Annotated in this window: 22 protein-coding genes; 14 read left to right on the plus strand and 8 right to left on the minus strand. The window is 54.9% G+C overall.

Features of this window, described 5'->3' with window-relative positions:
* Positions 1-10 precede the first annotated feature (10 nt).
* The 5 genes from EDC26_RS07360 (at position 11) to EDC26_RS07380 (ending at position 4439) form a co-directional block, all read left to right on the plus strand.
* On the plus strand, positions 11-1093 hold the full coding sequence (locus tag EDC26_RS07360) for an ABC transporter substrate-binding protein (RefSeq protein WP_132581035.1): 1083 nt from the start codon (positions 11-13) through the stop codon (positions 1091-1093).
* The gene (locus EDC26_RS07365; RefSeq protein ID WP_132581036.1) at positions 1075-2136 is read left to right on the plus strand and encodes an ABC transporter ATP-binding protein; all 1062 of its coding nucleotides are present in this window, start codon (positions 1075-1077) and stop codon (positions 2134-2136) included. The genes EDC26_RS07360 and EDC26_RS07365 overlap by 19 nt, the downstream gene beginning before the upstream one ends.
* Positions 2129-2989 carry an ABC transporter permease gene (locus EDC26_RS07370; protein WP_132581038.1) on the plus strand — a complete coding sequence of 287 codons (861 nt, stop codon included), beginning with the start codon at positions 2129-2131 and terminating at the stop codon, positions 2987-2989. Before EDC26_RS07365 ends, EDC26_RS07370 begins: the two co-directional genes overlap by 8 nt.
* Positions 2990-3004: 15 nt before the next feature.
* Positions 3005-3781 (plus strand): ABC transporter permease, encoded by a 777-nt coding sequence (locus tag EDC26_RS07375; protein ID WP_132581040.1) that lies wholly within the window; start codon positions 3005-3007, stop codon positions 3779-3781.
* Between the two features lie 220 nt (positions 3782-4001).
* Positions 4002-4439 (plus strand): carboxymuconolactone decarboxylase family protein, encoded by a 438-nt coding sequence (locus tag EDC26_RS07380; protein ID WP_132581042.1) that lies wholly within the window; start codon positions 4002-4004, stop codon positions 4437-4439.
* 46 nt (positions 4440-4485) lie between these two features.
* Here the strand turns inward: EDC26_RS07380 and EDC26_RS07385 are convergent, their stop codons facing one another.
* From EDC26_RS07385 to panB, 3 genes are all read right to left on the minus strand, one after another.
* A complete protein-coding gene (locus EDC26_RS07385; protein ID WP_132581044.1) occupies positions 4486-4974 on the minus strand; it encodes a CreA family protein in 489 nt (162 codons plus the stop codon).
* A gap of 68 nt (positions 4975-5042) precedes the next feature.
* A complete protein-coding gene (locus EDC26_RS07390) occupies positions 5043-6392 on the minus strand; it encodes an amidase (RefSeq protein WP_132581046.1) in 1350 nt (449 codons plus the stop codon).
* A gap of 1 nt (position 6393) precedes the next feature.
* Positions 6394-7215 carry a 3-methyl-2-oxobutanoate hydroxymethyltransferase gene (gene panB / locus EDC26_RS07395; RefSeq protein WP_132581048.1) on the minus strand — a complete coding sequence of 274 codons (822 nt, stop codon included), beginning with the start codon at positions 7213-7215 and terminating at the stop codon, positions 6394-6396.
* A gap of 102 nt (positions 7216-7317) precedes the next feature.
* Here panB and EDC26_RS07400 point away from each other — a divergent pair, with 102 nt between their 5' ends.
* Positions 7318-8157, plus strand: coding sequence for an aldo/keto reductase (locus EDC26_RS07400; protein WP_132581050.1), 840 nt, complete (start codon positions 7318-7320; stop codon positions 8155-8157).
* A gap of 116 nt (positions 8158-8273) precedes the next feature.
* Here EDC26_RS07400 and EDC26_RS07405 read toward each other — a convergent pair whose 3' ends face one another.
* Positions 8274-9680 (minus strand): MFS transporter, encoded by a 1407-nt coding sequence (locus EDC26_RS07405; protein ID WP_132581052.1) that lies wholly within the window; start codon positions 9678-9680, stop codon positions 8274-8276.
* Positions 9681-9876: 196 nt separating this feature from the next.
* Here EDC26_RS07405 and EDC26_RS07410 point away from each other — a divergent pair, with 196 nt between their 5' ends.
* Together EDC26_RS07410 and EDC26_RS07415 are read left to right on the plus strand one after the other, a co-directional pair.
* Positions 9877-10407: a DUF3617 domain-containing protein gene (locus EDC26_RS07410; RefSeq protein ID WP_132581054.1), complete on the plus strand. Its 531-nt coding sequence runs from the start codon at positions 9877-9879 to the stop codon at positions 10405-10407.
* A 171-nt stretch (positions 10408-10578) separates the two neighbouring features.
* Entirely contained in the window at positions 10579-12135 is a 1557-nt protein-coding gene (locus EDC26_RS07415) for a DNA recombination protein RmuC (RefSeq protein WP_132581056.1), read from the plus strand.
* A 298-nt stretch (positions 12136-12433) separates the two neighbouring features.
* Here the strand turns inward: EDC26_RS07415 and EDC26_RS07420 are convergent, their stop codons facing one another.
* A complete protein-coding gene (locus EDC26_RS07420; RefSeq protein ID WP_132581058.1) occupies positions 12434-13297 on the minus strand; it encodes an ImmA/IrrE family metallo-endopeptidase in 864 nt (287 codons plus the stop codon).
* Complete coding sequence (locus EDC26_RS07425; RefSeq protein ID WP_132581060.1) at positions 13294-13620, minus strand: helix-turn-helix domain-containing protein; 327 nt, start codon at positions 13618-13620, stop codon at positions 13294-13296. Before EDC26_RS07425 ends, EDC26_RS07420 begins: the two co-directional genes overlap by 4 nt.
* Before the next feature lie 164 nt (positions 13621-13784).
* On the opposite strand from EDC26_RS07425, the gene EDC26_RS07430 reads away from it, so the two are divergent.
* From EDC26_RS07430 to EDC26_RS07450, 5 genes are all read left to right on the plus strand, one after another.
* The gene (locus tag EDC26_RS07430) at positions 13785-14750 is read left to right on the plus strand and encodes a CBASS oligonucleotide cyclase (protein ID WP_132581062.1); all 966 of its coding nucleotides are present in this window, start codon (positions 13785-13787) and stop codon (positions 14748-14750) included.
* 5 nt (positions 14751-14755) lie between these two features.
* Positions 14756-15268, plus strand: coding sequence for an HORMA-1 domain-containing protein (locus EDC26_RS07435; RefSeq protein ID WP_132581064.1), 513 nt, complete (start codon positions 14756-14758; stop codon positions 15266-15268).
* 1 nt (position 15269) lies between these two features.
* Complete coding sequence (locus tag EDC26_RS07440; RefSeq protein ID WP_132581066.1) at positions 15270-16202, plus strand: AAA family ATPase; 933 nt, start codon at positions 15270-15272, stop codon at positions 16200-16202.
* A gap of 58 nt (positions 16203-16260) precedes the next feature.
* On the plus strand, positions 16261-17775 hold the full coding sequence (locus EDC26_RS07445) for an SAVED domain-containing protein (protein WP_132581068.1): 1515 nt from the start codon (positions 16261-16263) through the stop codon (positions 17773-17775).
* A gap of 117 nt (positions 17776-17892) precedes the next feature.
* Positions 17893-18855 (plus strand): toll/interleukin-1 receptor domain-containing protein, encoded by a 963-nt coding sequence (locus tag EDC26_RS07450; RefSeq protein WP_132581070.1) that lies wholly within the window; start codon positions 17893-17895, stop codon positions 18853-18855.
* A gap of 550 nt (positions 18856-19405) precedes the next feature.
* Here EDC26_RS07450 and EDC26_RS07455 read toward each other — a convergent pair.
* Positions 19406-20182: a transporter substrate-binding domain-containing protein gene (locus EDC26_RS07455; protein WP_132581072.1), complete on the minus strand. Its 777-nt coding sequence runs from the start codon at positions 20180-20182 to the stop codon at positions 19406-19408.
* A gap of 176 nt (positions 20183-20358) precedes the next feature.
* On the opposite strand from EDC26_RS07455, the gene EDC26_RS07460 reads away from it, so the two are divergent.
* Positions 20359-21255, plus strand: a complete 897-nt coding sequence (locus tag EDC26_RS07460) for a LysR family transcriptional regulator (RefSeq protein ID WP_132581074.1) — start codon at positions 20359-20361, stop codon at positions 21253-21255.
* Here the strand turns inward: EDC26_RS07460 and EDC26_RS07465 are convergent.
* A complete protein-coding gene (locus tag EDC26_RS07465) occupies positions 21249-21989 on the minus strand; it encodes a GntR family transcriptional regulator (RefSeq protein WP_132581076.1) in 741 nt (246 codons plus the stop codon). The two genes, EDC26_RS07460 and EDC26_RS07465, sit on opposite strands and share 7 nt — an antisense overlap.
* Positions 21990-22021: the final 32 nt, after the last annotated feature.

A 22021-nucleotide genomic window follows, 5' to 3' on the forward strand; every position in this document is an offset into this window, starting at 1 on the left:
AGGCTGTATCATGAGTGGAAATGTTTTTAAATCGAGTGCCAAGGTATCGCGGCGCTCCATGCTGAAATTAACAGGTGCGGCGTTGATTGCACCCGCGTTTTGGGTGAAGAATTCCCAGGCTGCGCAGGAGCGTGTGATTATCCGCTCGCCGGGCGGCGCGTATGACGAGATACGCAAAAAGCTGATTTACGAGCCTTTTACCAAGCAAACCGGGATTCGCGTTATTCCGGTCGCCACGACCACAGCTAAGCTCGAAGCAATGATCCGCTCTGGCAATCTTGAAATTGATATTATCGACAACGATGACAGCGTGCTGTTGCAATGGGAAAAAGAACTGGCGCCGTTGGCTTACGATAAATTCAAATTTACCAACCCGGTAGATATCCTGTCTGAATACAAGCATGCGAATTACGTTGGCAATTTCACTTATGCCACTGTAATGGGGTACAACACCGGCAAATATAATAAAGGTACCGTGCCATCAACCTGGGTGGATTTCTGGGACTATAAAAAAATACCCGGATCACGTGCGTTGGCCGATATGGATACGGGCGTTCCTGATCTTGAATTTGCGCTCATTGCCGATGGGGTGCCGGTAGATAAGTTGTATCCCCTGGACTTGCCGCGCGCGTTCAAGTCCTTATCCAGGATCAAACCCGGGATATCCAAATTCTGGACGTCGGGAGCCTTGTCGGTGCAAATGCTGTCCACGGGTGACGCCGATCTCAGTTCCATTTGGAGCACTCGCATTTTGAAAGGCATCGAAAGCGGTGCGCCGTTGGCCATTAATTGGAACCAGCATGCAGTTCATTTACAGGCTTATGCCATTTTCAAGAAGGCAAAAAATATTGAGAACGCTCAAAAATTGATCGATTTTTGCTTGAGTAAAGAAGTCCAAAGCAAGTTCAGCTCATTATGGAATAGTGGACCTGTTACCAAAACAGCGTATGAGTCGTTAACCCCCGATATCCGTGAAAAAATCCCTGGCGGAGATCGCACTCGTCAGCATGGCTTCTTGCTGGACGCTAGTTGGTGGGCAACGAATCGGACCACAGTGGCTAAGGAGTGGGGAAAATGGGCGCTGCAGTCGTAAATCAGAACGGAAGCCTTTGCTTTCGCAACATCACCAAAAAATACGGCGACTTAACGGTCGTCGACGATATCAATCTGGATATTAAATCGGGCGAGTTTTTTTCCTTGCTTGGCCCGAGCGGCTCGGGCAAGACCACGACCCTGATGATGCTGGCCGGGTTTGCTACGCCCGACGCTGGCCAAATATTGCTTAACGAAAAGGACATCAGCCAGTTAAGCCCACAGCAGCGAAATTTAGGCATGGTGTTTCAAAACTATGCCTTGTTTCCCCACATGACCGTGCTGGATAACGTGATGTTTCCGCTTAAGGTTCGCAAATACTCGGCTAAAGAATGCCAGGAGCGCGCTCAGTGGGCGATTGACCTGGTGCGCTTGTCGAAGTATTCGAAGCGCTTGCCCAAAGAACTCTCCGGGGGTCAACAACAGCGCGTTGCGCTGGCGCGTGCGGTCGTGTTTCATCCGGAAGTCGTTTTGATGGATGAGCCTTTGGGCGCTCTGGACAAAAATTTGCGATATCAAATGCAAATGGAAATCAAGGAGCTGCAGCGCAAGCTGAACATGACGGTGGTGTTTGTCACGCACGATCAGGAAGAGGCGATGAATATGTCTGATCGGATCGCCATCATGAACAATGGGAAAGTTGAGCAGCTGGGCGGCCCTAAAGAGGTTTATGAGTCACCGCGCAATGTTTTTGCGGCCGGGTTTTTGGGCGAAGCGAATATATTGCCCTATGCGGATCTTGACCCACATTACCGACAGAGCATGACTATGCAGCCGGGCGATTGCCTGTTCATGCGCCCGGAAAGGGTAGTGTTATCGGCCTTGTCGGGCAGTAATGGCGTTGCCAAAGGGGCTTTGACAGGGCGGATATCGAATATTTCGTTCCTGGGACACATCATCCGCTATCAAATCAAGATCAATAGTGCGATCAATGTCTATGCGGATTCAACCAATGTGTCGTCGGCCCGGCAGTTTCCCATTGAAGAGGGTGTCGTTGTGGGGTGGGAGCGGCCTGAGGATATAAGGATTATTCGTCATGAATGACCTCGTCTTGCGGCCGCAGAAGGACTCCATATTTCTGAAAAACGAGAATCTGATTTATCCGGTTCTGTTTTTTCTATTGGTTTTTTTTATCTGCCCGATTATCTGGTTTTTTATCAAGGCGGCCCTTGATTACGACGGTAGCTTTGCGGTAAAGCTCTACCAGACGTTTACGTCTTCGGTGTTCATAACGGTAGCCTGGAAGACTGTCTGGATATCTCTGTTAGTCACGGTGCTGGCTCTACTTGGGGCTTATCCAATCGCCTATACCTTAAGCAGAGCAAGTTCCGTCTCGTTTACCTTGATTATCATTAGCGTAATCGTTCCCTATTTCACGTCGATTATCGTCAGAACCTATTCGTGGATGATTATCCTTGGCACGCATGGCATCGTTAACAGGTTTCTGATTTCGGTAGGCTTAATTGATAAGCCCATAACGCTCATGTACAACATGCTGGGGGTTGTCATAGGTATGACCTATGTGCTGCTTCCCTATTTCGTACTGACGTTGTATTCGTCTATGAAAAGTATCGACCATTGGCTGATACAGGCCGGGCGCAGCATGGGGGCATCGAACTTCTATGTTTTTCGCAAAATATTCTTGCCTTTAAGCATGCCTGGCGTGATTTCCGGCTTTCTCATTGTTTATATTTTGGCGGTTGGGTTTTTTATTACTCCGGCTCTCATGGGCGGGCCTAAAGACGTGATGATGGCGATGTTGATCCAACGCAATATCGAAATCACCATGGATTGGCCTTTGGCCTCGGCGTTGTCCCTGGTTCTGTTGGCGATTACCTTAATTATTTATGTTGTTTATTGCAAATATACCGACCTGGACAAGATGCTGGGTAAATAATTACGGGAGCATGGAATGCTTAACAGAATAAAATTTGCAAATATCCTGACGACGATTTTGTGCGTGGTGTTGATTGCCCCGATTGTGATTGTGGTGATCGTTTCGTTTGGGAAAAGCAGCTATATGGTTTTCCCGCCGACGAGCTTTTCAAGTAAATGGTATGAGGATTTTTTCACCAGCTCCGAATGGATGAATTCGCTGTTGATCAGCTTGGCAATAGCCCTGGTCTCGAGTCTGATTTCTACCACCTTGGGATTTTTCGGGGCCTATTCATTAGTTCGAGGAAAGTATCGGAATAAAAAACTGCTTATTTCCTTCTGCCTGCTGCCACTTATTATTCCAAGCATCATCACGGCCGTGGCGCTTTACTTCGTGTCGGTTCCGCTGGATTTGGTAGGGTCAAAAATATGGATCGCCATTTGCCACGCAACGTTGTCGATTCCCGTCGTCTTGCTTATTTTGGTCAGCTCGCTGCAAGGCGTGGACGAGTCGGTGGAACGCGCGGCCCAGAGTTTGGGGGCGAGCAAGTTTTACACCTTTACTCGCATTGTTATTCCTCTGGCGGCGCCCGGCATCATATCGGCTGCCTTTTTCAGCTTTTTGATTTCATTCGACGAGCTGCTCATTTCACTATTTCTTTCTGGTGTGGACACCGAGACCCTGCCCGTCAGGATCTGGAATAGCCTGCTGATGGACATGGAGCCCGTTATAGCGGCTATTAGTTCGTTCCTGATTCTGTTGACGATAAGCTTGTTGCTTCTTGAATTGATAGTCAGGAAGTTCAAGGCGTAAAAATGGCAGCCAGACAGTTCAGGGCGTGAAGATGGCAGCCACAAGGGCTGCCGCTACATTAGCAGCGGGTAGTTATTTGCAGCGGCACCCCTTGTAGTTGCCATACATGCTTTCCATATGACCACCATTTCTCCTCAAGACCATCTCACGGATTCTTTTAAAAGTCCTAAACTAGGCCATTGTCCTGCGACCAGGACGCCACGTGAATCAGGAGTTAAAAATGGAATCTCGTCTCGATTACCGTACAGCCAGCCCAGGCGCCGTCAAGGCGATGGTTGGGCTTGAGCAGCACATGGCAAAGTGTGGTTTGGAAAAGCCGCTATTGGAGCTGGTGCGCCTGCGCGCCTCGCAGATCAACGGCTGTGCGTTTTGCGTCGACATGCATGCCACGGACGCGCGCAAGGCCGGTGAAACCGAAAGGCGCCTGGCGGCGGTTGCCGTGTGGCGGGAAACCCCATTTTTTACCGATCGCGAACGGGCCGCGCTGGAATGGACCGAGTCCTTAACTCTAGTGGCGCAAAACCATGTTCCCGACGAAGTCTGGGACGCCGTCAAGACGCATTTTACGCAGAATGAAATCGTCGATCTGACCCTGATGGTCGTCGCCATCAATGGCTGGAACCGTTTCGGCGTAGCGTTTCGGCATATGCCTGTATAAGGTTTTTGTAGCGGCAGCCCTTGTGGCTGCCATCTCCCCACCACCCCTACTTCGTCTCCAGCACCGCCTGCTGTGTACCCCACGGCATCAGCGGCACCGTTGACACGCTATTGAACGGCGAACCGTCAATGATTTTTTCACTGACCACCAGGTAGACCAGTGTATTGTTGACCTGATCCCAAAGCCTTGATACGTTCAAGCCCTTGAACAGAAAACTCATTCTGTGGGTAAAGACCTTTTCCTCAACCTTGGGAATTTTCTTTTTCCCCACGATCGGCCCAACTTGGCGGCACGACAGCGAAAATCGCGATGGGTTTTCCGCAAAACCTAAAGCGCCCGAAATCCCGCCGGTTTGGGCATACGACACGTGGCACACCACGCCGTCAATGTCCGGGTCTTTAAACGACTGGACACACACCTTGTCGTTATTGACAACCCGCCAGGTGGTGCTGACGCAACCCACCGTTCCGGCATGGGCGGCGCTGCCAAATGCGCTGGCGGCCGTCAGGGTAATAAGAGCAATCGTTTTATTCATCAGAACTCCCGAATGTAGCTGTAGCGGCAGCCCTTGTGGCTGCCATCTTCGCGCGCACCCAACCTCACCTACCGTTTCGCCAACACCTCTTCTAGCGCCAACCCCACGTTTAAAATATGCCGATCGCAGTTGGCCGCACCCGCAATCATCAAACCGGCGGGGGCGGTGCCCGCGGCGTGACACGGGATGGAAAGCGCGCAGCCATTCAGGAAATTGATCAAGGTCGGGTTGCGCAGAATGAGACCGTTGGAGGCAAAATACGCATCATCGGATTCTTGCAAATCTTTAATAGCCGGCGCGACCACCGGCACGGTCGGCATCAATAGCGCATCGTACGGCTCGAGCCGCCGTTCGACCGATGCAATCCATTGGGGACGAATTTGCAGCAGCTCGATATAGTCGGCGGCGTTCGTGTTTTTGCCCCGCGCGATGCGTGACGAGACGCGGGGATCATATTCCTGTGCGCGATCGGCCAGAATCTTCCGGTGCCAGGCCCAGGCTTCCGCACCAGCAAACCCGCCGTGACGATTGATGTGGGCCAATTGTTCAAACTCGGGCAGTTCGACTTCTTCAATGTGTGCGCCGTGAGCTTTGAATGCGTTCAGTGCATTTTGAAAGCTCGTGCGCACATGCTCGTCGACGCCCTCGAGCACCAACGACGCGGGGAGGGCCAAGCGTAGGTGTCGCAGGGGTGGGGCCGCCAGGTCCGGGCAATTTTCGCCGGCCAGGATAGCATCCAGAGTGGCGCAGCATCTGACCGACGCAGCCAACGGCCCAATCGAGTCCAGAGTCCACGACAAGGGCAGGGCGCCTTGCGTGGAAACGCGCGCCGCAGTGGGCTTGAAGCCTGTGACGCCGCAAAAGGCCGAAGGAATACGCACTGATCCGCCCGTGTCGGTGCCGATTGCCGCCGCGGCCATCTGATCGGCTACCGAGACGCCCGCCCCCGACGATGAACCACCCGGGATGCGGCCCGTGGCGCGATCCCAGGGGCTGCTGGGCGTGCCGTAATGCGGGTTTAATCCCAGGCCCGAGAACGCGAATTCGGTCATATTGGTGCGCCCCACAATAACCGCACCGGCATCCATCAGGTGTTGGACAATCGCCGCGTTTCGGGTGGCGGGGGCCGAGCCCTTCAGCACCACCGAGCCGGCCAGCGTCGTCTCGCCCGCCACGTCGAAGAGATCCTTGATCGAAATCGGCAAACCGTCAATGGGCGAACGGGCGAGGCCCGCAGCACGCAGGAGGTCCGACGCTTGCGCCGCCGCCAGCGCCTGTGCGCGGTAAACCTTGGTGAATGCCCGGCTGCCTTCGCCGGCCGGGTCGGCAATCCGCGCCAGTGCTGCTTCGGTTAATTCGACGGAGGTGGTCTGGCCGGCCGTTAATGCATTTTGTAGATCGAGCAGGGTGGGTAGCATGCTATTTCTTCACCCCGAAACAATTTTCCAACCCCGGAAACGAACCATCGCGCACGCCGTTGGCGTACTGTTCGACGGCGCCGCGTATGACCGCCCCGACGTCGGCAAACTGGCGCGCGAATTTCGGGATACGGGCGCCGCTTAGGCCCAGGATATCTTCAGTGACCAGAATCTGGCCATCGCAATCGGGCGAGGCGCCTATCCCTATGGTGGGGATCTTGAGCGTTTTGGTAATGCGCCGCGCAAGGGCCTCGGCCACGCCTTCGAGCACAACGCCGAAGGCGCCCGCCTGTTCGTGCGCCAGGGCGTCGTGCAAAATGCGTTCGGCCGCCTCGTCGGTCATGCCCTGGGCTTTGAATCCGCCCATGGTGTGTACATATTGCGGCATCAACCCGACGTGGGCCAGCACCGGCACGCCGCGCTCGACCAAAAACCGTGTGGTGTCGGCCATGACCGCGCCGCCTTCCATTTTGATGCCGTCGGCGCCGCTGGCCGCCAGCACTTTGGCCGCGTTGGCGAAAGCCTGTTGTGTCGATTCCTGATAACTGCCAAAAGGCATGTCTACGATAATGCAGGCCTTTTGCGTGGAACGCACTACCGCTGCGGCGTGAGCAGCCATTTGATCCACGGTAATCGACAGCGTATTGGGCAGGCCGTATCCCACCATGGCGGTCGAATCGCCGATCAATATCATGTCCAGATAGTCGTCGAGCAGCCGGGCAAACGGCGCGGTGTATGCGGTCAGCGAGGCGATTTTCCGCTGGCCTTTGCAGGCCATCAGTTGCGGCACGCTAATGCGTTTCAAGTCGGTATGCACACTCACGGAAGTCTCCTGATAGCGATGGCGGCCAATGGCCCCAAGAACGATGCTTAGCATCGTTTGTAACATACGTATAATCAAATCATCGTTTCAAGGAGGCCCATCATGTCCAATACGCAAAATCACGTCAAGTTTCATGACGGTCACAGCGCCCCGCAGCTGGGCTATGGCACCTGGCAGACGGGCAATGACGTGGCCGCGGCGGTGGTCGGTGCCGCCCTCAAGGAAGGCTATCGTCTGATCGACACGGCGGCCATTTACGGTAATGAAACGGGGGTGGGTCAGGGCATTGCCGAATCAGGCGTCGCGCGCGAAGAATTATTCATTACCACCAAGCTCTGGAATGATCGCCACGACTACGATAGCGCCATGGCGGCTTTTGGTGAAAGCGTGAAAAAGCTTGACCTGGAATACGTCGATCTGTACCTGATTCATTGGCCCGTGCCGGCGGAAGATAAATACATCGATGCCTGGAAGGCGCTCATCCAGTTGCATCACGAAGGGCGGGTCAAATCGATCGGCGTATGCAACTTCAACATCAGCCATCTGCAGCGCCTGCTGGATGAAACGGGTGTTTTACCGGTGGTGAATCAGATCGAACTGCACCCGCGCTTTCAGCAAGCGGCGCTGCGTGATTTCCATGCCGAATACAATATCGTGACCGAAGCCTGGAGCCCCTTGGGGCGCGGGGCCTTGTGGGAAGACCCCACTCTGGTCCGCATCGCCCACAAACATAGCCGCTCGGTGGCTCAGGTGATGATCCGCTGGCATATCCAGTTGGGAAACATGGTCATCCCGAAATCGGTGACCCCCAGCCGCATCCAGGAAAATTTTCACATCTACGATTTCACGCTGGACGACGACGACATGGCGGCCATAAACCGCATGGATCGAGCCGATGGTCGCTGCGGCCCCGATCCCGAAGTGTTTCGGATGCCTAAATAGGTTTTGATTTTGGGGATTTTGGCAGCCACAAGGGCTGCCACTACATGATCCGCCGGCAGGTATTTGTAGCGGCACCCCTTGTGGGTGCCATTCCCCAAACCAGACCCATCATCCCCTCACTGACGCACCACGCGCCCGGTCAAAAACGCTGCGAAACCTGGCGCGCAGGCAAATATGGCAAACAAGGCAACCGCGGCCTGTTGCGCCCCCACCAACCCTCCGGGATGCGTAAAGCCGGCCGCGTTGGTCACAACCCCGGCTAGGGTCGAACCCATGGCCATGGAATACAGCTGCAGGGTTGTAATGGCCGAAGCGGCAATATTTTCCTGGCCGGCGGGCGCGGCCTTGAATATTCGGGTCGACATTTGCGGCCAACACAGGCCTATCCCCATGCCCACGCCCAAAAGCGGGGCCACCAGCCACCAGCTGCCTGCATTTGCCTGGGTCAAAGAAGACCATGGCATCAGCACCGCCAGAGTCAGCAGCGACAGGGCGGACAGAACCGGGCCGATGCGGATCAACCGGTTGGCCGCCGTTTGCGTGCGTCCGGAACTCACGATCGACCCCATCGTCCAGCCCGCGGCCATAAGCGCCGTCATATATCCTGCAATTAATGGCGTATGCCCATGAATCAGCTGCAAGAAATAGGCTACAAAGATTTCCGTCGTCACGCCTATGCTAAGCAGGGACAGGCAGGCATAAAGGCTGCCGATACGGGTTCTGATTGAATAGCCCCCGGCGGGCATGAGCTTGACGGCGGCGTGCTCGTCGGCCCGCGCCACGCCCACGCCTATCCCCAGCCCCGTAACGATCCCGACCACATTCCAGGCAAGGTTGGTGGACAAGCTGCCTAGCGATATCACCAGCACCGAAGCGGCCAGTGCCGTAATCTTGCCCAGTGGCGCCTTGATGCGGCTCCCGCTGGAGGCCTTGGCGCTGCGATCTATCTGTGTATTGACCAGCCATGCAAGCAACGCCGCAATCGGCAGAACCACCCAGAACGCCAGGCGCCAGTGGCCCGTTTGGGCGAAAATTCCGCCTATCGCCGGCCCCAGCAAAGTCGCCACGCCCCACATGCTGGAAACCAGGGCCATGGCACGCGGCCACAATCGATCTTCGAACACCAGGCGGATCGACGCGTAGCTCAACCCCAGCAGAATTCCACCGCCAAAACCCTGTGCCGTGCGCCCCACCAATAGCCATGGCATGGATGGCGCGCTCGCACATGCGGTCGTGCCCACGGCGAAAATCAGAATGGCGATCAAATAGGCCACGCGCGGCCCGAATGCATCCAGGGCCTTGGGCGAAAGCGCCGAGCCGAGTATGGACGCCACCACAAAAAGTGTGGTGTTCCAGGCGTAGTAATCCAGGCCGCCTATATCCTTCACCACAGAAGGCAAAATCGTGGCAACGATATAGACATTGATTGCGTGCAAGGCTACGCCGCCTGCCAGTACGGTGGAGCGCAGGCCATTGCGGCCCTGAAATAGCTCGGACCAGGAGGCGACGTCTCTATGGGGCATATAAATTTTTTTGCTCTTGGCTTGTAGCGCGCCAAAAGTCACGGACCCTGTGTAATGGAATGGCCGCAGTATAGTTTGCCTTGGCGTTTCGTACCCGGACGCCCGGTATCTCCTTCCTATGCCGCCTTCCGATGCTTGTTCAAACGCGCCGCCAGGATTAGCATTTGCGCATCACTACAATAGATAGGGAGTCATCATGCGCCGATCGCTTGTTTCGCTACTGTTGTTCGCAATTGTTTCGTATGGGGGGACAGCCTGGGCAGCCGACCAGATGAAGCCGGGTCTGTGGGAAATGGCGATCAAATCGGGCCTGTTGAAATCAATGCCCACCCTGACTCCCCAACAGATCAAAAAAATGCAGGATATGGGTATCAAGGTGCCGAAGATGTCTGATGGCGGCATGGTCTCCGAAGTGTGCATCACTAAAGAGATGGCCGCGCGCGACACGCCTCCCACGGCAGGGATCAAGTCCATGGGCTGTGAATCCAAAGATTACCGGCATAACGGCACGAAGTATTCGCTGGACATCGTCTGCAATGGTCCCGACATGAAAGGCCAGGGCAGGATGGAAGGCACCTTTTCCAGCGATGAAGCCTTCACCTCCACCTACCAGTTCAAAGGCCTAGCGCACGGCCAGCCTATTGACCAAAGTAGCGAAACCACCGGCAAATGGATAAGCGACGATTGCGGCAGCGTCCAGCCGATGGATATGGAGGGTCAGAAGTAATAGGTAGATACGTTTTGCTCATGTAGCGGCAGCCCTCGTGGCTGCCACCCACCCCCCACACCGCGCCAGACTCCATACGATATTTTCAAGGTGCCTGCAGACTGCAGGATACAACTAAGTTTCTGCGCCTGAATCGGTGCGCCATAATATGGGTAAATAAGGACGACACCCATGACTGAATCTCTTCCCGCAATCACGACCATCTTGCTGACTTTACTGGGCCTGCTGTTAGGTTTTGGCATCGCAGCCTTTTACGCAAGGCGTCGCGTGGCGGCAGCCCATGAAGAGTTCATGCTGCTCCAGGCCACCGCCACGCAGCGCGGCGAGGCCCTGATTGCGCTGCGTGTCGAACTGGATCAGGCTAAAACTCAAAATATCACCCTGGACGCCGAAAAAGGCCAGATTGGACGCCAGCTTGCGCGCCGCGACTCCGACGCCGACAGCTTGCGCGAACGCTTGGAAGAAGCCAAAACGAGCCTCATCGAAAAAGAACGACTGCTGCGCGCCGCCAGCGAACGTCTGGCCGCCGTCGATAAAGAACTGACCGAACTGCGCGTCACCCACACCGAGAAACTCGCCAACTTCGAAGAAATGAAGCTGTCGTTCGAGCAGTCCAGACAGCAACTGAAAACCGAGTTTCAAAATCTGGCCGGCCAAATTCTGGAAGAAAAAGGCAAAACCTTCGCTGAGAACAGCCAGATCTCGCTCAATGCCATGCTCAAACCCTTTCGCGAACAAATCAGCGGCTTTCAACTGCGTGTGAACCAAGTCCACGACGAAGCCGTCAAGGGGCACGTTTCACTGGAAGGGCAGATCAAGCACGTGCTCGAGATCGGCCTGAAAATGAGCCAGGAAGCCAATACCCTTGCCTCCGCGCTGAAAGGCGATAAGAAAACCACCGGCAACTGGGGCGAAATCCAGCTGGAAAACGCCCTGCAACAAGCCGGCCTGGTCGAGGGCGACCATTACGAAACCCAGCCGCGCTTCAAAGACGAACAGGGTCAGGCGCGCCAGCCCGATTTCGTCGTCAAACTGCCCGACCAGAAACACATGGTGCTCGACAGCAAAGTGTCCCTGGTCGATTACGACCGCGCCATCGCTGCCGAAACCGACACCGAGCGACACACCGCGCTGGATGCGCACGTTAAAGCCGTCAAGAACCATATCGATGATTTAAGCGGCAAAGACTATAGCAACCTGATCGGCATGCACAGCCCCAGCTTTGTACTGATGTTCATGCCCATCGAGCCCGCCTACATCGAAGCCATGAAGCACAACAAAGAACTGTTCAACTACGGCTATCAGCGCAACGTCATCATGGTTTCGTACACCACGCTAATGCCCATACTGAAAACAGTCGCCAACCTGTGGATGGTTGCGCGCAGCAACGAACAGGCCCAGGAACTGAGCAACCGCGCCGGCGACATCTACAACCAGGTCGCAGTCGTGGCCGAACGCCTGGAAAGGCTGGGCAATACTCTGGGTACCGCCAGCAAGCATTACAACGATACTGTTACCGCTGTTGCCGGACAGCAAGGCCTATATGGCAAGGTGTCGAGGTTTAACGAACTGTCGTCCAAGGCGAATAAGACCATGCCGAATCTGGAGCCGGTGCATAAGGATTTTGAGGTGGAGAAGCTGGGGTTGGTGGTGGGGGCGGGTGGTGGAGAGAAGCCTGCTCTGCTGGACGAAGGATCGAGCATAAAGGCTACCAATAACACAGTGTGAGGGTTTTGCCGATCCGGAATATAAGTGCCCTATGGCAGGCTATGGCCCGTGCGTACGGGGGAAAAGCGTGAGCATACGAGGATCGTATTATCGCTACTGGGGCGTAAGATCCAGCTATCCGTGGATGGTCAAGCGGTAGCTTTAACGAAATTTGAGTTTTCATATAGCCTCGACCCAAAGCGGACATAGACTGCCGATCAGGCCGCTTGTTTGCCAGGGCCTCAATAGCGATGAACTCTGGTACCAGTTTTCACGGGCCCTTCCGCTTTTTCATGAGGGTGCAGAGTGTTGGTTGACGCTAATTTTTCTCTAGCCAAGGTGGCCAAACATCAGCATAGCGCGGCAGAAGCAACAAGCTTAAGACAACGCCATACTGCTCCGCATAAATCTTCATTTCGCGAAGTGGTGTGTCGCCACTGGCATGCGGAAACCAGGTAGAGGCGGGAATTTGAGCGCCTGCGCGATCCAGTTTGACGTCGGGATTGGATGCAAGAGCTCCAGCAGGTATCGGGATCACGTTATTGCGTGTTCGGAAGAAAGCCCCCGCCTTGGCTGCCGCTTCGCTAGACCACGCCCAGTCGATGAAACCATCATTGGACATTACCAACACCGCCTTCTCATCGGTGTACTGCAACCATTTCAAGATTGCCGCCGTGAGTGACACACCATAGCGGTCGGCGCAATGCCCAAGCAAGTCCAAATCGACGGTAGCGGTGACCTGCTTGCGATAGTCATCGAGCGGCATTAAGAGATAAGAAGCGAACAGGTCAGCTTGCCCTTCGATATCGCTGTCGTCTTTAGACCAGTTCAGCATGTCGGCGTCGCTGCACTGAAACGACTCTCTGAGCTGTCGGTGCAGGATGTAATGTCCAAGTTCATGAGCTTGCGTGAACCGTACTCGACCAGGTGAAGACACTGCTTCGTTGTAAAGCAGCAGCCACTCCTTTCGGTTATCCCCTGGGAATAGTGCGCCGTCGAAACCCTTGATGCTGGCTGCCTGGACCCGGGTGATTGGATCGGCCCAACCAAAGATGCGAGCCGCCTCCATCGCGAGCGGCGATACCTCGACAGGGAAGCGGTCCCCCCCATGGGCCACGCTGAACACCTCAGCCAATTTCACCAGTCGGTTGGCTGCACGCTGTGGGGTCCAAACATCAGTCATTGCGAGGACTTTTTGAAGGTGCTCAGTATTTTTCGGAGTTGCTCCTTCGCTTCAGGCTCTAGCTTTTGATAGCCGCGAAAGAACGCCTCATCCAGATGCCGTTCCTCTGGTGCCCGAACATCTTCTTCTAAAAAGTAGGTAGCCGCGACGCCCAGCGCGTCGGCCAGTGCCGTTAGTTTCTCTGCCGACGGCCGCTGGGACTCGCGGTTCTCAAGTTCCCAGAGGTAGCTCTTGCTGAGCCCCGCAAGATCAGCCAGCTTTTCAAGTGTCAGCCCGCGCTCTTTGCGAAGCTCGCGTAGCTTCTCGCCGAGACGTGTCGCCATGGTCCGTCTCCTATCCAAAATGCGTATATGAAGAATATCACGATACCGAACTTTTTGTTTGACATCGGAGGAAACAGGTGTAATATGCCCTTATGTTCACGATTCCGAACTTTTTATCATGATTCGCTGGTGCGAACCAGATTGCCTCACAAGGAGCTGTTCAGATGTCCCGTACCCATATCGACCATCGCGACCTTGTGCGGTTCGCGGAAGATAAGGTCAATCTGCCCAAAGACAAGGCAGATGAATACCGCGCCCAAGCGCGGCGGCTACGCGAGAAGTTAGAGGGCTACCTCTCGGAGCATCCGGACTTTTCGCTTAAGCGGATTCAACTGTCGGGTAGCCTCGCCAAGGGCACCGCACTGCGCTCGATCAACGACATCGATATGGCCGTCTACGTCAGTGGCTCCGATGCCCCATACGACACCCAAGCGCTATTGGATTACTTGGTGGAAAGGTTGCGCAAGGCTTTCCCCAACTTCCGCCCGGATCAGGTCAAGCCTCAGACCTACTCGGTCACCGTATCCTTTCTGGGATCGGGCTTGGACGTGGATGTGGTCCCGATTCTGTATGCGGGGCTGCCTGACTGGCGTGGCAATCTGATCAGCCAGGACGATGGCTCTTTCTTGGAGACCAGTATCCCGCTGCACTTGGAGTTCGCACGCAAGCGCAAGCAGGCTCAGCAGACTTATTTTGCGCAGGTCGCCCGGTTCGTGAAGTTCTGGGCACGACGCATGAAGCAGGAACGAGATGGCTTTCGATTCAAATCTTTCATGATTGAGATGATCCTGGCAAAGCTGTGCGATGACGGTGTGGACTTCTCCGACTACCCAGAAGCGTTGCAGTCGTTCTTTACATACGTTGCGAAATCAAATCTTCGCGAACGCATCGTCTTCGAGGATCATTACGCGGCATCTAGCGTGGCCAAGCTCGACGACCTAGTGCAGATCATCGACCCAATTAACGCCAGCAACAACGTGGCGCGGCTCTATACCGCCGGAAACGCCGACGCCATTGTTGATGCCGCCCTGGATGCGGGCGACGCAATCGATGCAGCCCTAACCGCGCCCAACAAAGAGCTGACGCTGCGCTACTGGCAGAAAGTCTTTGGCCCCTCTTTCCAAGGTTGAACACTATGAGTTACAGCTTCACCGCGACCGAAACCAAGACCTTCACGCTGACACATGCCAGGCACCTTGCAGCCAAAGTAGCTGCAGACCTTAAACGCTTGCAGCGCCTATATGGGCACATCACCGACCAACGCATTGCAGAGTTCGAGGGTGAGGCCACCGAGTTGTTGCGCCAGGGCTATTTGGAAACTGTCACGTATGGTTTCAGGCGTGAAGGAAGTTGGACTGAACCCACACTGCGTTACACGGCTAGCGAGCTTGAGAATGGCGGCACGGATGATGACCCGGGTCGCGTCCGCCCAGGCATCGACATCAGCGGTGCGAGTTTTCACAGCTACCTGACCTACAACAGTGCCTGGTGGGCGTTGACGCCCGACCAGCGCGCAGCCATCGAAGGACAACTGCCGCTACAGCGGACGGGTCAGGCAGAGCCGCTGGTCAACGGCTACTTCGTCGATGACAAGACCTATTCATCCGGCGGCCGCTCGCTTGGCCGCTCCAGCGTAAGGAGCTATTGATATGAGCCAGCAACCTGGCCTCCAGGGTCTGTTCGAGCGCCCGACGACGCTGCCTGACCCTGACGCACAAAAGCGCCTCGCACGCCTTGTTGGGATGGATGAAAAGATCAGGCGCCTGGCCAACATCCTGGGCGTCTTGATCAATCCAACAGGACTTCGGAAATGGCAAGACAAGCACCATGCGGAAGCTCGCAACCTGCTCGATGCTGTCATCCGTCGCCCGCCACTGGTAGTTCTCTCTGGCGATGTCGGCTCTGGCAAGACGGAACTTGCGGAGACCATCGGCGACAAGGTGGCCCGCCAAGAGGGTATCGACATCACGCTACTGCCTCTAAGCCTGTCTTCGCGCGGCCAGGGCCGAGTTGGAGAAATGACCCAGCTTGTCTCTGCTGCGTTCGAACACACGTTCAATGAAGCTAGCAAATTCAAATCGGCTAAAGGGGCTGCACGCGGCGGTGTCATCCTGCTGGTCGACGAGGCTGATGCACTGGCCCAGTCGCGTGAATCTGATCAAATGCACCATGAAGACCGAGCAGGCGTAAACGCCTTTATCCGTGGCATCGATCGACTCGCGAATGGCGGACTTCCGGCTGTGGTTCTGACGTGTACTAATCGACTGAACGCGTTGGACCCGGCAGTGCGCCGACGCGCTGCAGACATCCTCGTGTTCGAACGTCCTGATGCCGCGCAGCGGCTTGATGTTCTTTCACGCCAACTCGGGAGCGCTGGGTTCGGCAAGGCCGACTTGGAAGCGCTCGTGGCCGCAACGGGTGAGCAGCCAAAGCGCGCCTATGGGTTCACTTATTCGGATATCACGCAGCGGTTGCTACCCACCATCGTGTTGGACGCGTATCCCGATGGCCCGATTAAGCCATTGCGAGCCATTGAGCTAGCTCGGTCGATATTGCCGACGCCACCGTTTCGGGATGCGTAACACCTACGCCCGGGATGCACTTAGGTACGCCAACCATTCGTACTGCCAAGGAATCAACATGACTCAAGCCGTTGCCGTGCGCAGAGACGGGGATGCTTTCCAAGCCAGAATCTTCTGGCGCAAAGCCGCTTGTCTGCTCGATCCGACGAGTCCTGTGACTCTCGTAGGGTTTGAGTCGGGGCCGAAGGGCTTCGATGATGTGTGGGTCGCTTACGCAGCCGACCGCGCACCCGGTGATCATGAAGGCAGGCCTATTCTGCGAGAGCACATCCAATGCAAGTGGCATGTCTCCATCAACGATTTCGGCTACGCCGACTTGATTGATCCGGAATGGATCAACGCAAACAAGTTCTCGCTGCTGCAGCGAGCCCGCGCAGCGCAGGTTGCTCATGCGCGTGATGGTATCGGCGCCCGGTTCAAGCTTCTCACCAACTGGCGTATCGGCCAGGCCGATCCACTGCACGCATATATCAATCAGAAATCGAAGACGCTGCGTTTAAAAGATCTATTCGATGGTACAACGGACCGTTCCAGGGCCGGCAGGATTAGGAAACTCTGGCGTGATCATCTGGGCATCAATGACCGAGAACTCATGCTCCTTGCGCGAACGCTGTCGTTGGACACAGATTCCACTTCCTTGGACGATCATCGGGATAATCTGGACCTGTTGTTCGAGAACCGGGGCCTGCGACGCGTACCCATCAATGAGAGCAGTTTTGTCTACGATGATGTTGCATTCCAGTGGCTCGCACAGGGTCGGCTGGAGTTCGATCGACAGACGTTCAAGGAAGCATGCAAACGGGAAGGCCTGCTAGCTGGTGACGGTCGGGCGCATGTGGTGTTCGGAGTGAAATCCTTCGAGCACCCTTTTGATCGGCTGGAGGATCGCTGTACGGTAGTGCTTAATCTGATCCCCCATTTCGACGAGCGCGCAATTCGCGGCCAAGCGGATTGGGCATCGACACTTTATCCTAAGCTCAAAGGCTTTCTGCAAACTGCGGCAAGGGATAATCAGCATTTACGCCTGATTCTCGATGCACACATCACGCTGGCTTTCGCTGCCGGGTCGGTACTAAACATCAAGTCAGGCCGAAACGTCGAGATCGATCAAAGAACGGTTCATCGGAATGTTTGGCATTCAAACGACATGTCGCGCGATTCGTCGTGGCCCGGATGGAAATTCGATCTGGAAAACTTGAACCAATCTGCGGGAGACATAGCTGTCGCGGTATGCCTTACCCACGATGTGGTCCCCGCCGTGAAATTGCATCTCGCAGCTTCTTTACCAGAGGTGAATTCGTTGCTGATTGCGCGGCCGACCTGCGGCGCTGGCGCACGGTCTGTCGTGTGTGGTCAGCATGCATTCGATTTGGCCGAAGCATTGGCTTTGAAAATCAACCAGAGTCGCATTGGGAATAGGCCATCAATACACCTTTTTATCGCAGCACCGAACGCCTTCACATTTTTTCTGGGGCAAAGGCAACCCGGTCTTGGGAAGATAATGCTATATGAATACGACTTTGAAGGCTTGAATGATGGTGGCTACAAGCCTTCTCTATCACTGCCCATTTGACGCGTTAGAACTAGACTATGGGCTCATCTGAAAAGGCATTTTTTGGATTAGTTTTTAATGCTTGCCAGAACACGGGGATTGCATGGGTGTTGTGCTCCCCCCTAAGGGTTGAAAATTATGATCGATGCGGATAACCGTGGCGCTGTCTTTATCTCATATGCATGGGGAGCCGAGCTAGAAAATAAGGAATGGGTGCGACAGCAAATAGCCGATCCTCTAGATTGGAATTATCAAGTATTTTGGGACCGTGACAGCATTGGCTTCGGCGAGTCGATCGATGGACGAATTGCTTCGGCCTTGGCGCAACGTCCAATACTGGTACTGTGCCTGTGTGATCCAGACTATATAGACGCAGCTCGACGAGTTGACTCGGGGCTACATCGTGAGTTGCAAGTTCTGACCCGCATAGCCGATGAACCAGGAGTGAGGATAGTCCCACTGATTTTGGGACGATGTGTGGAACGTCTTCCCGAACCCTTAGTAGGCCGTGCCTATCTCGACCTACAGCCATTACATAATCGCGGTCTTGGCCTAGAGACTGCCTTGCTTTGTGTGGCCGAGGGCCTCAGCCAAGCACAGGTAAGGGCTAGCATTAACGCTCAAATGGCGATGGCTAACTTGCGCCAACGCGCCCGCGCCTATCTGCAGCTGCAGTCATTGGTCTTTTGGGGAAATGGGAATACTCATGAGGTCACGGTACACCCGGATGGTCAGCTTTCCTACCCGCTCCGGGCACCTCAATGGATGTGGGACAGCGAAATGTGGAGCTTCATGCTGGGTGATGAAGTGCCAACTTATTGTCCGATTAAGGGGCGCTGGCATTGGGACCGATTTTCACCTTCACGAGGCATGCAAGCGTTGGGCACTGCAGTTTTGTCGGCGTTCTTTCCTCAGTTGGTCGGAGAGGATGAGCAACGAGCATTGTCCGATGGAGGTGTTGTGTTGGCGCAAAATTTCTTTAGTACTGTCTATGTGGCTGAGCCATTCCGCTTCGATATGAATGATGTAGTCACTTTCATGATCAATCACCCTGAGGGCTATCGTGTGTTGGAGACACTTTTGGATGCGGTGGATAGTTGAGAGGGAGCGAGTTGGAAAGGTGACACTGGCAGCCATTGGGCAAGGTGTAGAAGCTAGTCTTGGGGTAATTCACTTATTTTGGTTCCCTAGTTCGGCCAGTTAAGCGTTCGCTCTTGGCCTATTGCGTTGAAAAACTCGGTTCTTGATGATCGAGTTCGGAGCGAGAAAAAATCAACCTTCCAGAATTGCGCATATGCCACGATTAGACCTCAGGCAAGAGGTCAAGTACCCCTTTATATAGTTTAGAAACTGTTAGTTTGGAGTTTTTCGACACAATAGGCCGATAGCCGCTGTTTCCTCATGCGAACCATAATGAGGAAGATGTTTGGCGACGGCGGGTGGGCCGTATCGCATAAAGTAGAGTTCAAGTTCCCAGCGACTCTCAAGTTGTGCGATTATCTGAGGAGCCTTATGCGACTGGCTCTTCGCCTGCGTGACGCATTAGGCACCAGCGCAGAACTCTGGATGCAACATGCAAGCTCAGTATGGCCTGTGGCAAGCTGAGAAAAAACCGCGTCCTGCTGTCCTGTAAACCATTGCCCGCTAGCCTTTACTGCGGCACCCACTTATCCGCCAGCTTGGCGTATTCGCCGCTGGCTTTGGCCAGGTGCAGCCACTGGTCTACGAACAGTTTGAAGCGCATGTCGCCGCTCGGCAGCAGGTAGCCCATTTCGGCATATTGCAAAGGTTTGTCGGGGTTGACGGGGCAAAGTGTTGGGTTGAGTTTGCTTTGCACTTTGGCTTCGGCCGCTTCGGTCACGAAGACGTCGGCCCGGCCTTCGGCTACTTCTTTGAAAATGCCGATGTTGTTCTCATGAGTGATGATGTGGGCTTTGGTCAAATTGGTTTTGGCGAATTTCTCGTTGCTGCCGCCTGGGTTCACGATGACGCGGACATCGGGCTTGTTGATGTCGGCGATGGTTTGGAATTTTTTAACGTTGGTGCACAGCGTAATGGGCGTTTTGCCGTTGATCATGTAGGGGATGCTGAAATAGGCTCTTTTCTGGCGTTCGAGCGACACCGAGATGCCGCCCGCGCCGATGTCGCAATTGCCCGAGGTGAAATCGTCCATCAGCTTGGCCCAGGTGGTTTTCACAAATTGCGTTTTGGCTCCCAGGGCGCTGGCCAGTGAGGCCATGAGGTCCACATCCAGGCCTTCGAAGTTGCCGTCTGTTTTTTGGAAGCTGAAGGGCTTGTAGTCGCCTGGGCTGCAAACGCGCAAGGTGTGGCTTTCCATGACGTGGCTCAAGGTGTCTGCAGGAACCGGGCTTTGGGCCAGGGCTAGCGCAGGCGCGGCCAGCAGGGTTGCGGCAAGTAGGTGTTTCATGACTGTTCCCTTGGTTTAACGTTGACGAATTTCTTGTTATGGTTGTATCCCGCCCTGATCGGGGGCGGATATCTGGCGTATTCTCACTGTACGTCAGTGGTCATGCAATGCGTGATTACGCGCAGTATAGGTATTTTCCCTATGTTGCTTGTGGGGCGCCGCCCAGGTTGGAACCTATGTCATCGATTCGAAATCTTAGAACGTTTTTAGCCGTGGTGCGTTACGGGACTTTTGCGGCCGCGGGCACGGAAATAGGCTTGAGCGCGGCGGCCGTCGGCTTGCAGATCAAGGCGCTGGAAGGCGAATTGAACTGTGAGCTGTTTGTGCGAACCGGGCGTTCGGTTGCGCTCAGCCCGCAGGGCCAGGTCAAGGTGGCGGGAATCGAAGCGGTCGTCAGGGCCTATGACAGTTTGGTCGACAGTGATGTAAGCGGCGAGCTGTCGGGTTCGGTCATGGTGGGTGCGTTGGTTTCGGCGTTGATGGGGGCGTTTTCGGATGCACTGCGTGCCATCAAGAAGAAGCACCCGCGGCTTAATGTCAAGCTGTATGCGGGCTTGTCCAATGAGTTTGCGCGTAAGGTGCAAAAGGGCGAGCTCGATGCGGCGGTGGTGACGCAGTCTCCGGTGCTGTTAAGTTCGGAGCTGGTCTGGACGCCGTTATACACCGAGCCTATGGTTCTGATTGTGCCCAGCCAGGCGTCGATGCCGGTCAATGTAAAACTTACGCCTGATGAGGTGTTGGCTAAGCTGCCTTTTTTGCGTTTTGACCGCCGCACCTGGACGGGTCAACTGGTCCAGAATGTATTGGACTCGTTTACGGTAACGCCTGTGGAAGAAATGGAGCTCAACTCGATTGAAACGATTATTGAACTGGTAAAACAGGGTTTCGGCGGTTCGATTGTTCCCCGGCTGGCCAATGTCGATTGGGCCAACGATAGCCGCTTGCGGGTTATTGAGTTGCCCGAGGTGAAAATATGCCGGCGCGTTGGCCTGCTCGAACGGCAAAACCATTTCAGGCTAGGCTTTACTCATGAAATAAAGTCCTACTTCTCGGCCACGGCGCGAACTTATTGAGCCACTTTGGGGAAGTATTCGTAGTGCTCTGTATTGATGTGCGACACGCGGTATTCGACGGGTTGGTTGTTATACGAGAATGCGGTCCGGTGTACTTGCAACAGGGGGTGGCCGGGCTCTATTTTTAACAGTGGGGCGTGTGCGTCGCTGGCCAGGGTGGCGCGCACACGCTCTTCGATGCGGATAACGTTCAGGCCGAATACGACTTGGTACAGGCTGTACAGGGTGCTCGCGCGATTGCGTAATTGCGCTTCGCTCAAGCCGGCAAACAGCGCTTCGGGCAATATGATTTCGTCAACCTGCACCGGCGTGTTGTTTAGCGCGAGTATGTTGGTGAACTGAAACGTTTTGGCACTGCGGGCAATGCCCAGCCGTTCACCGATCTCTTTAGGCGCTTTGGCCTTCGCAAACTGCACCAGGCTTACTTTTGGCAGTGTTCGTTGGCCATCGTGGCGCACCACATTGAAAAAATGGAACATGTGCTGGTCGCGGCTATGCATGGCAACAAACGTGCCGCGGCCCTGGTGTCGGATCAGGATGTTTTCGGCGACCAGTTCGTCAATGGCTTTGCGCAAGGTGCCGATCGATACGCTAAAGCGCAGGCTAAGCTGCTTTTCGGCCGGTATGGCTTCACCTGGCTTCCATTCACCCTTCGAAAGTCCGGCCAGCATCTGGCGCTTAACCGACTTATATAAGGTCAAACCGATGTTGGGCGAAGCAATGTATTCTTGCATGATTTAGAAGGGTGTATTACGGTTGAGGAAGT

The organism is Paralcaligenes ureilyticus (assembly GCF_004346225.1).
GTDB classification, from domain to species: domain Bacteria; phylum Pseudomonadota; class Gammaproteobacteria; order Burkholderiales; family Burkholderiaceae_B; genus Paralcaligenes; species Paralcaligenes ureilyticus.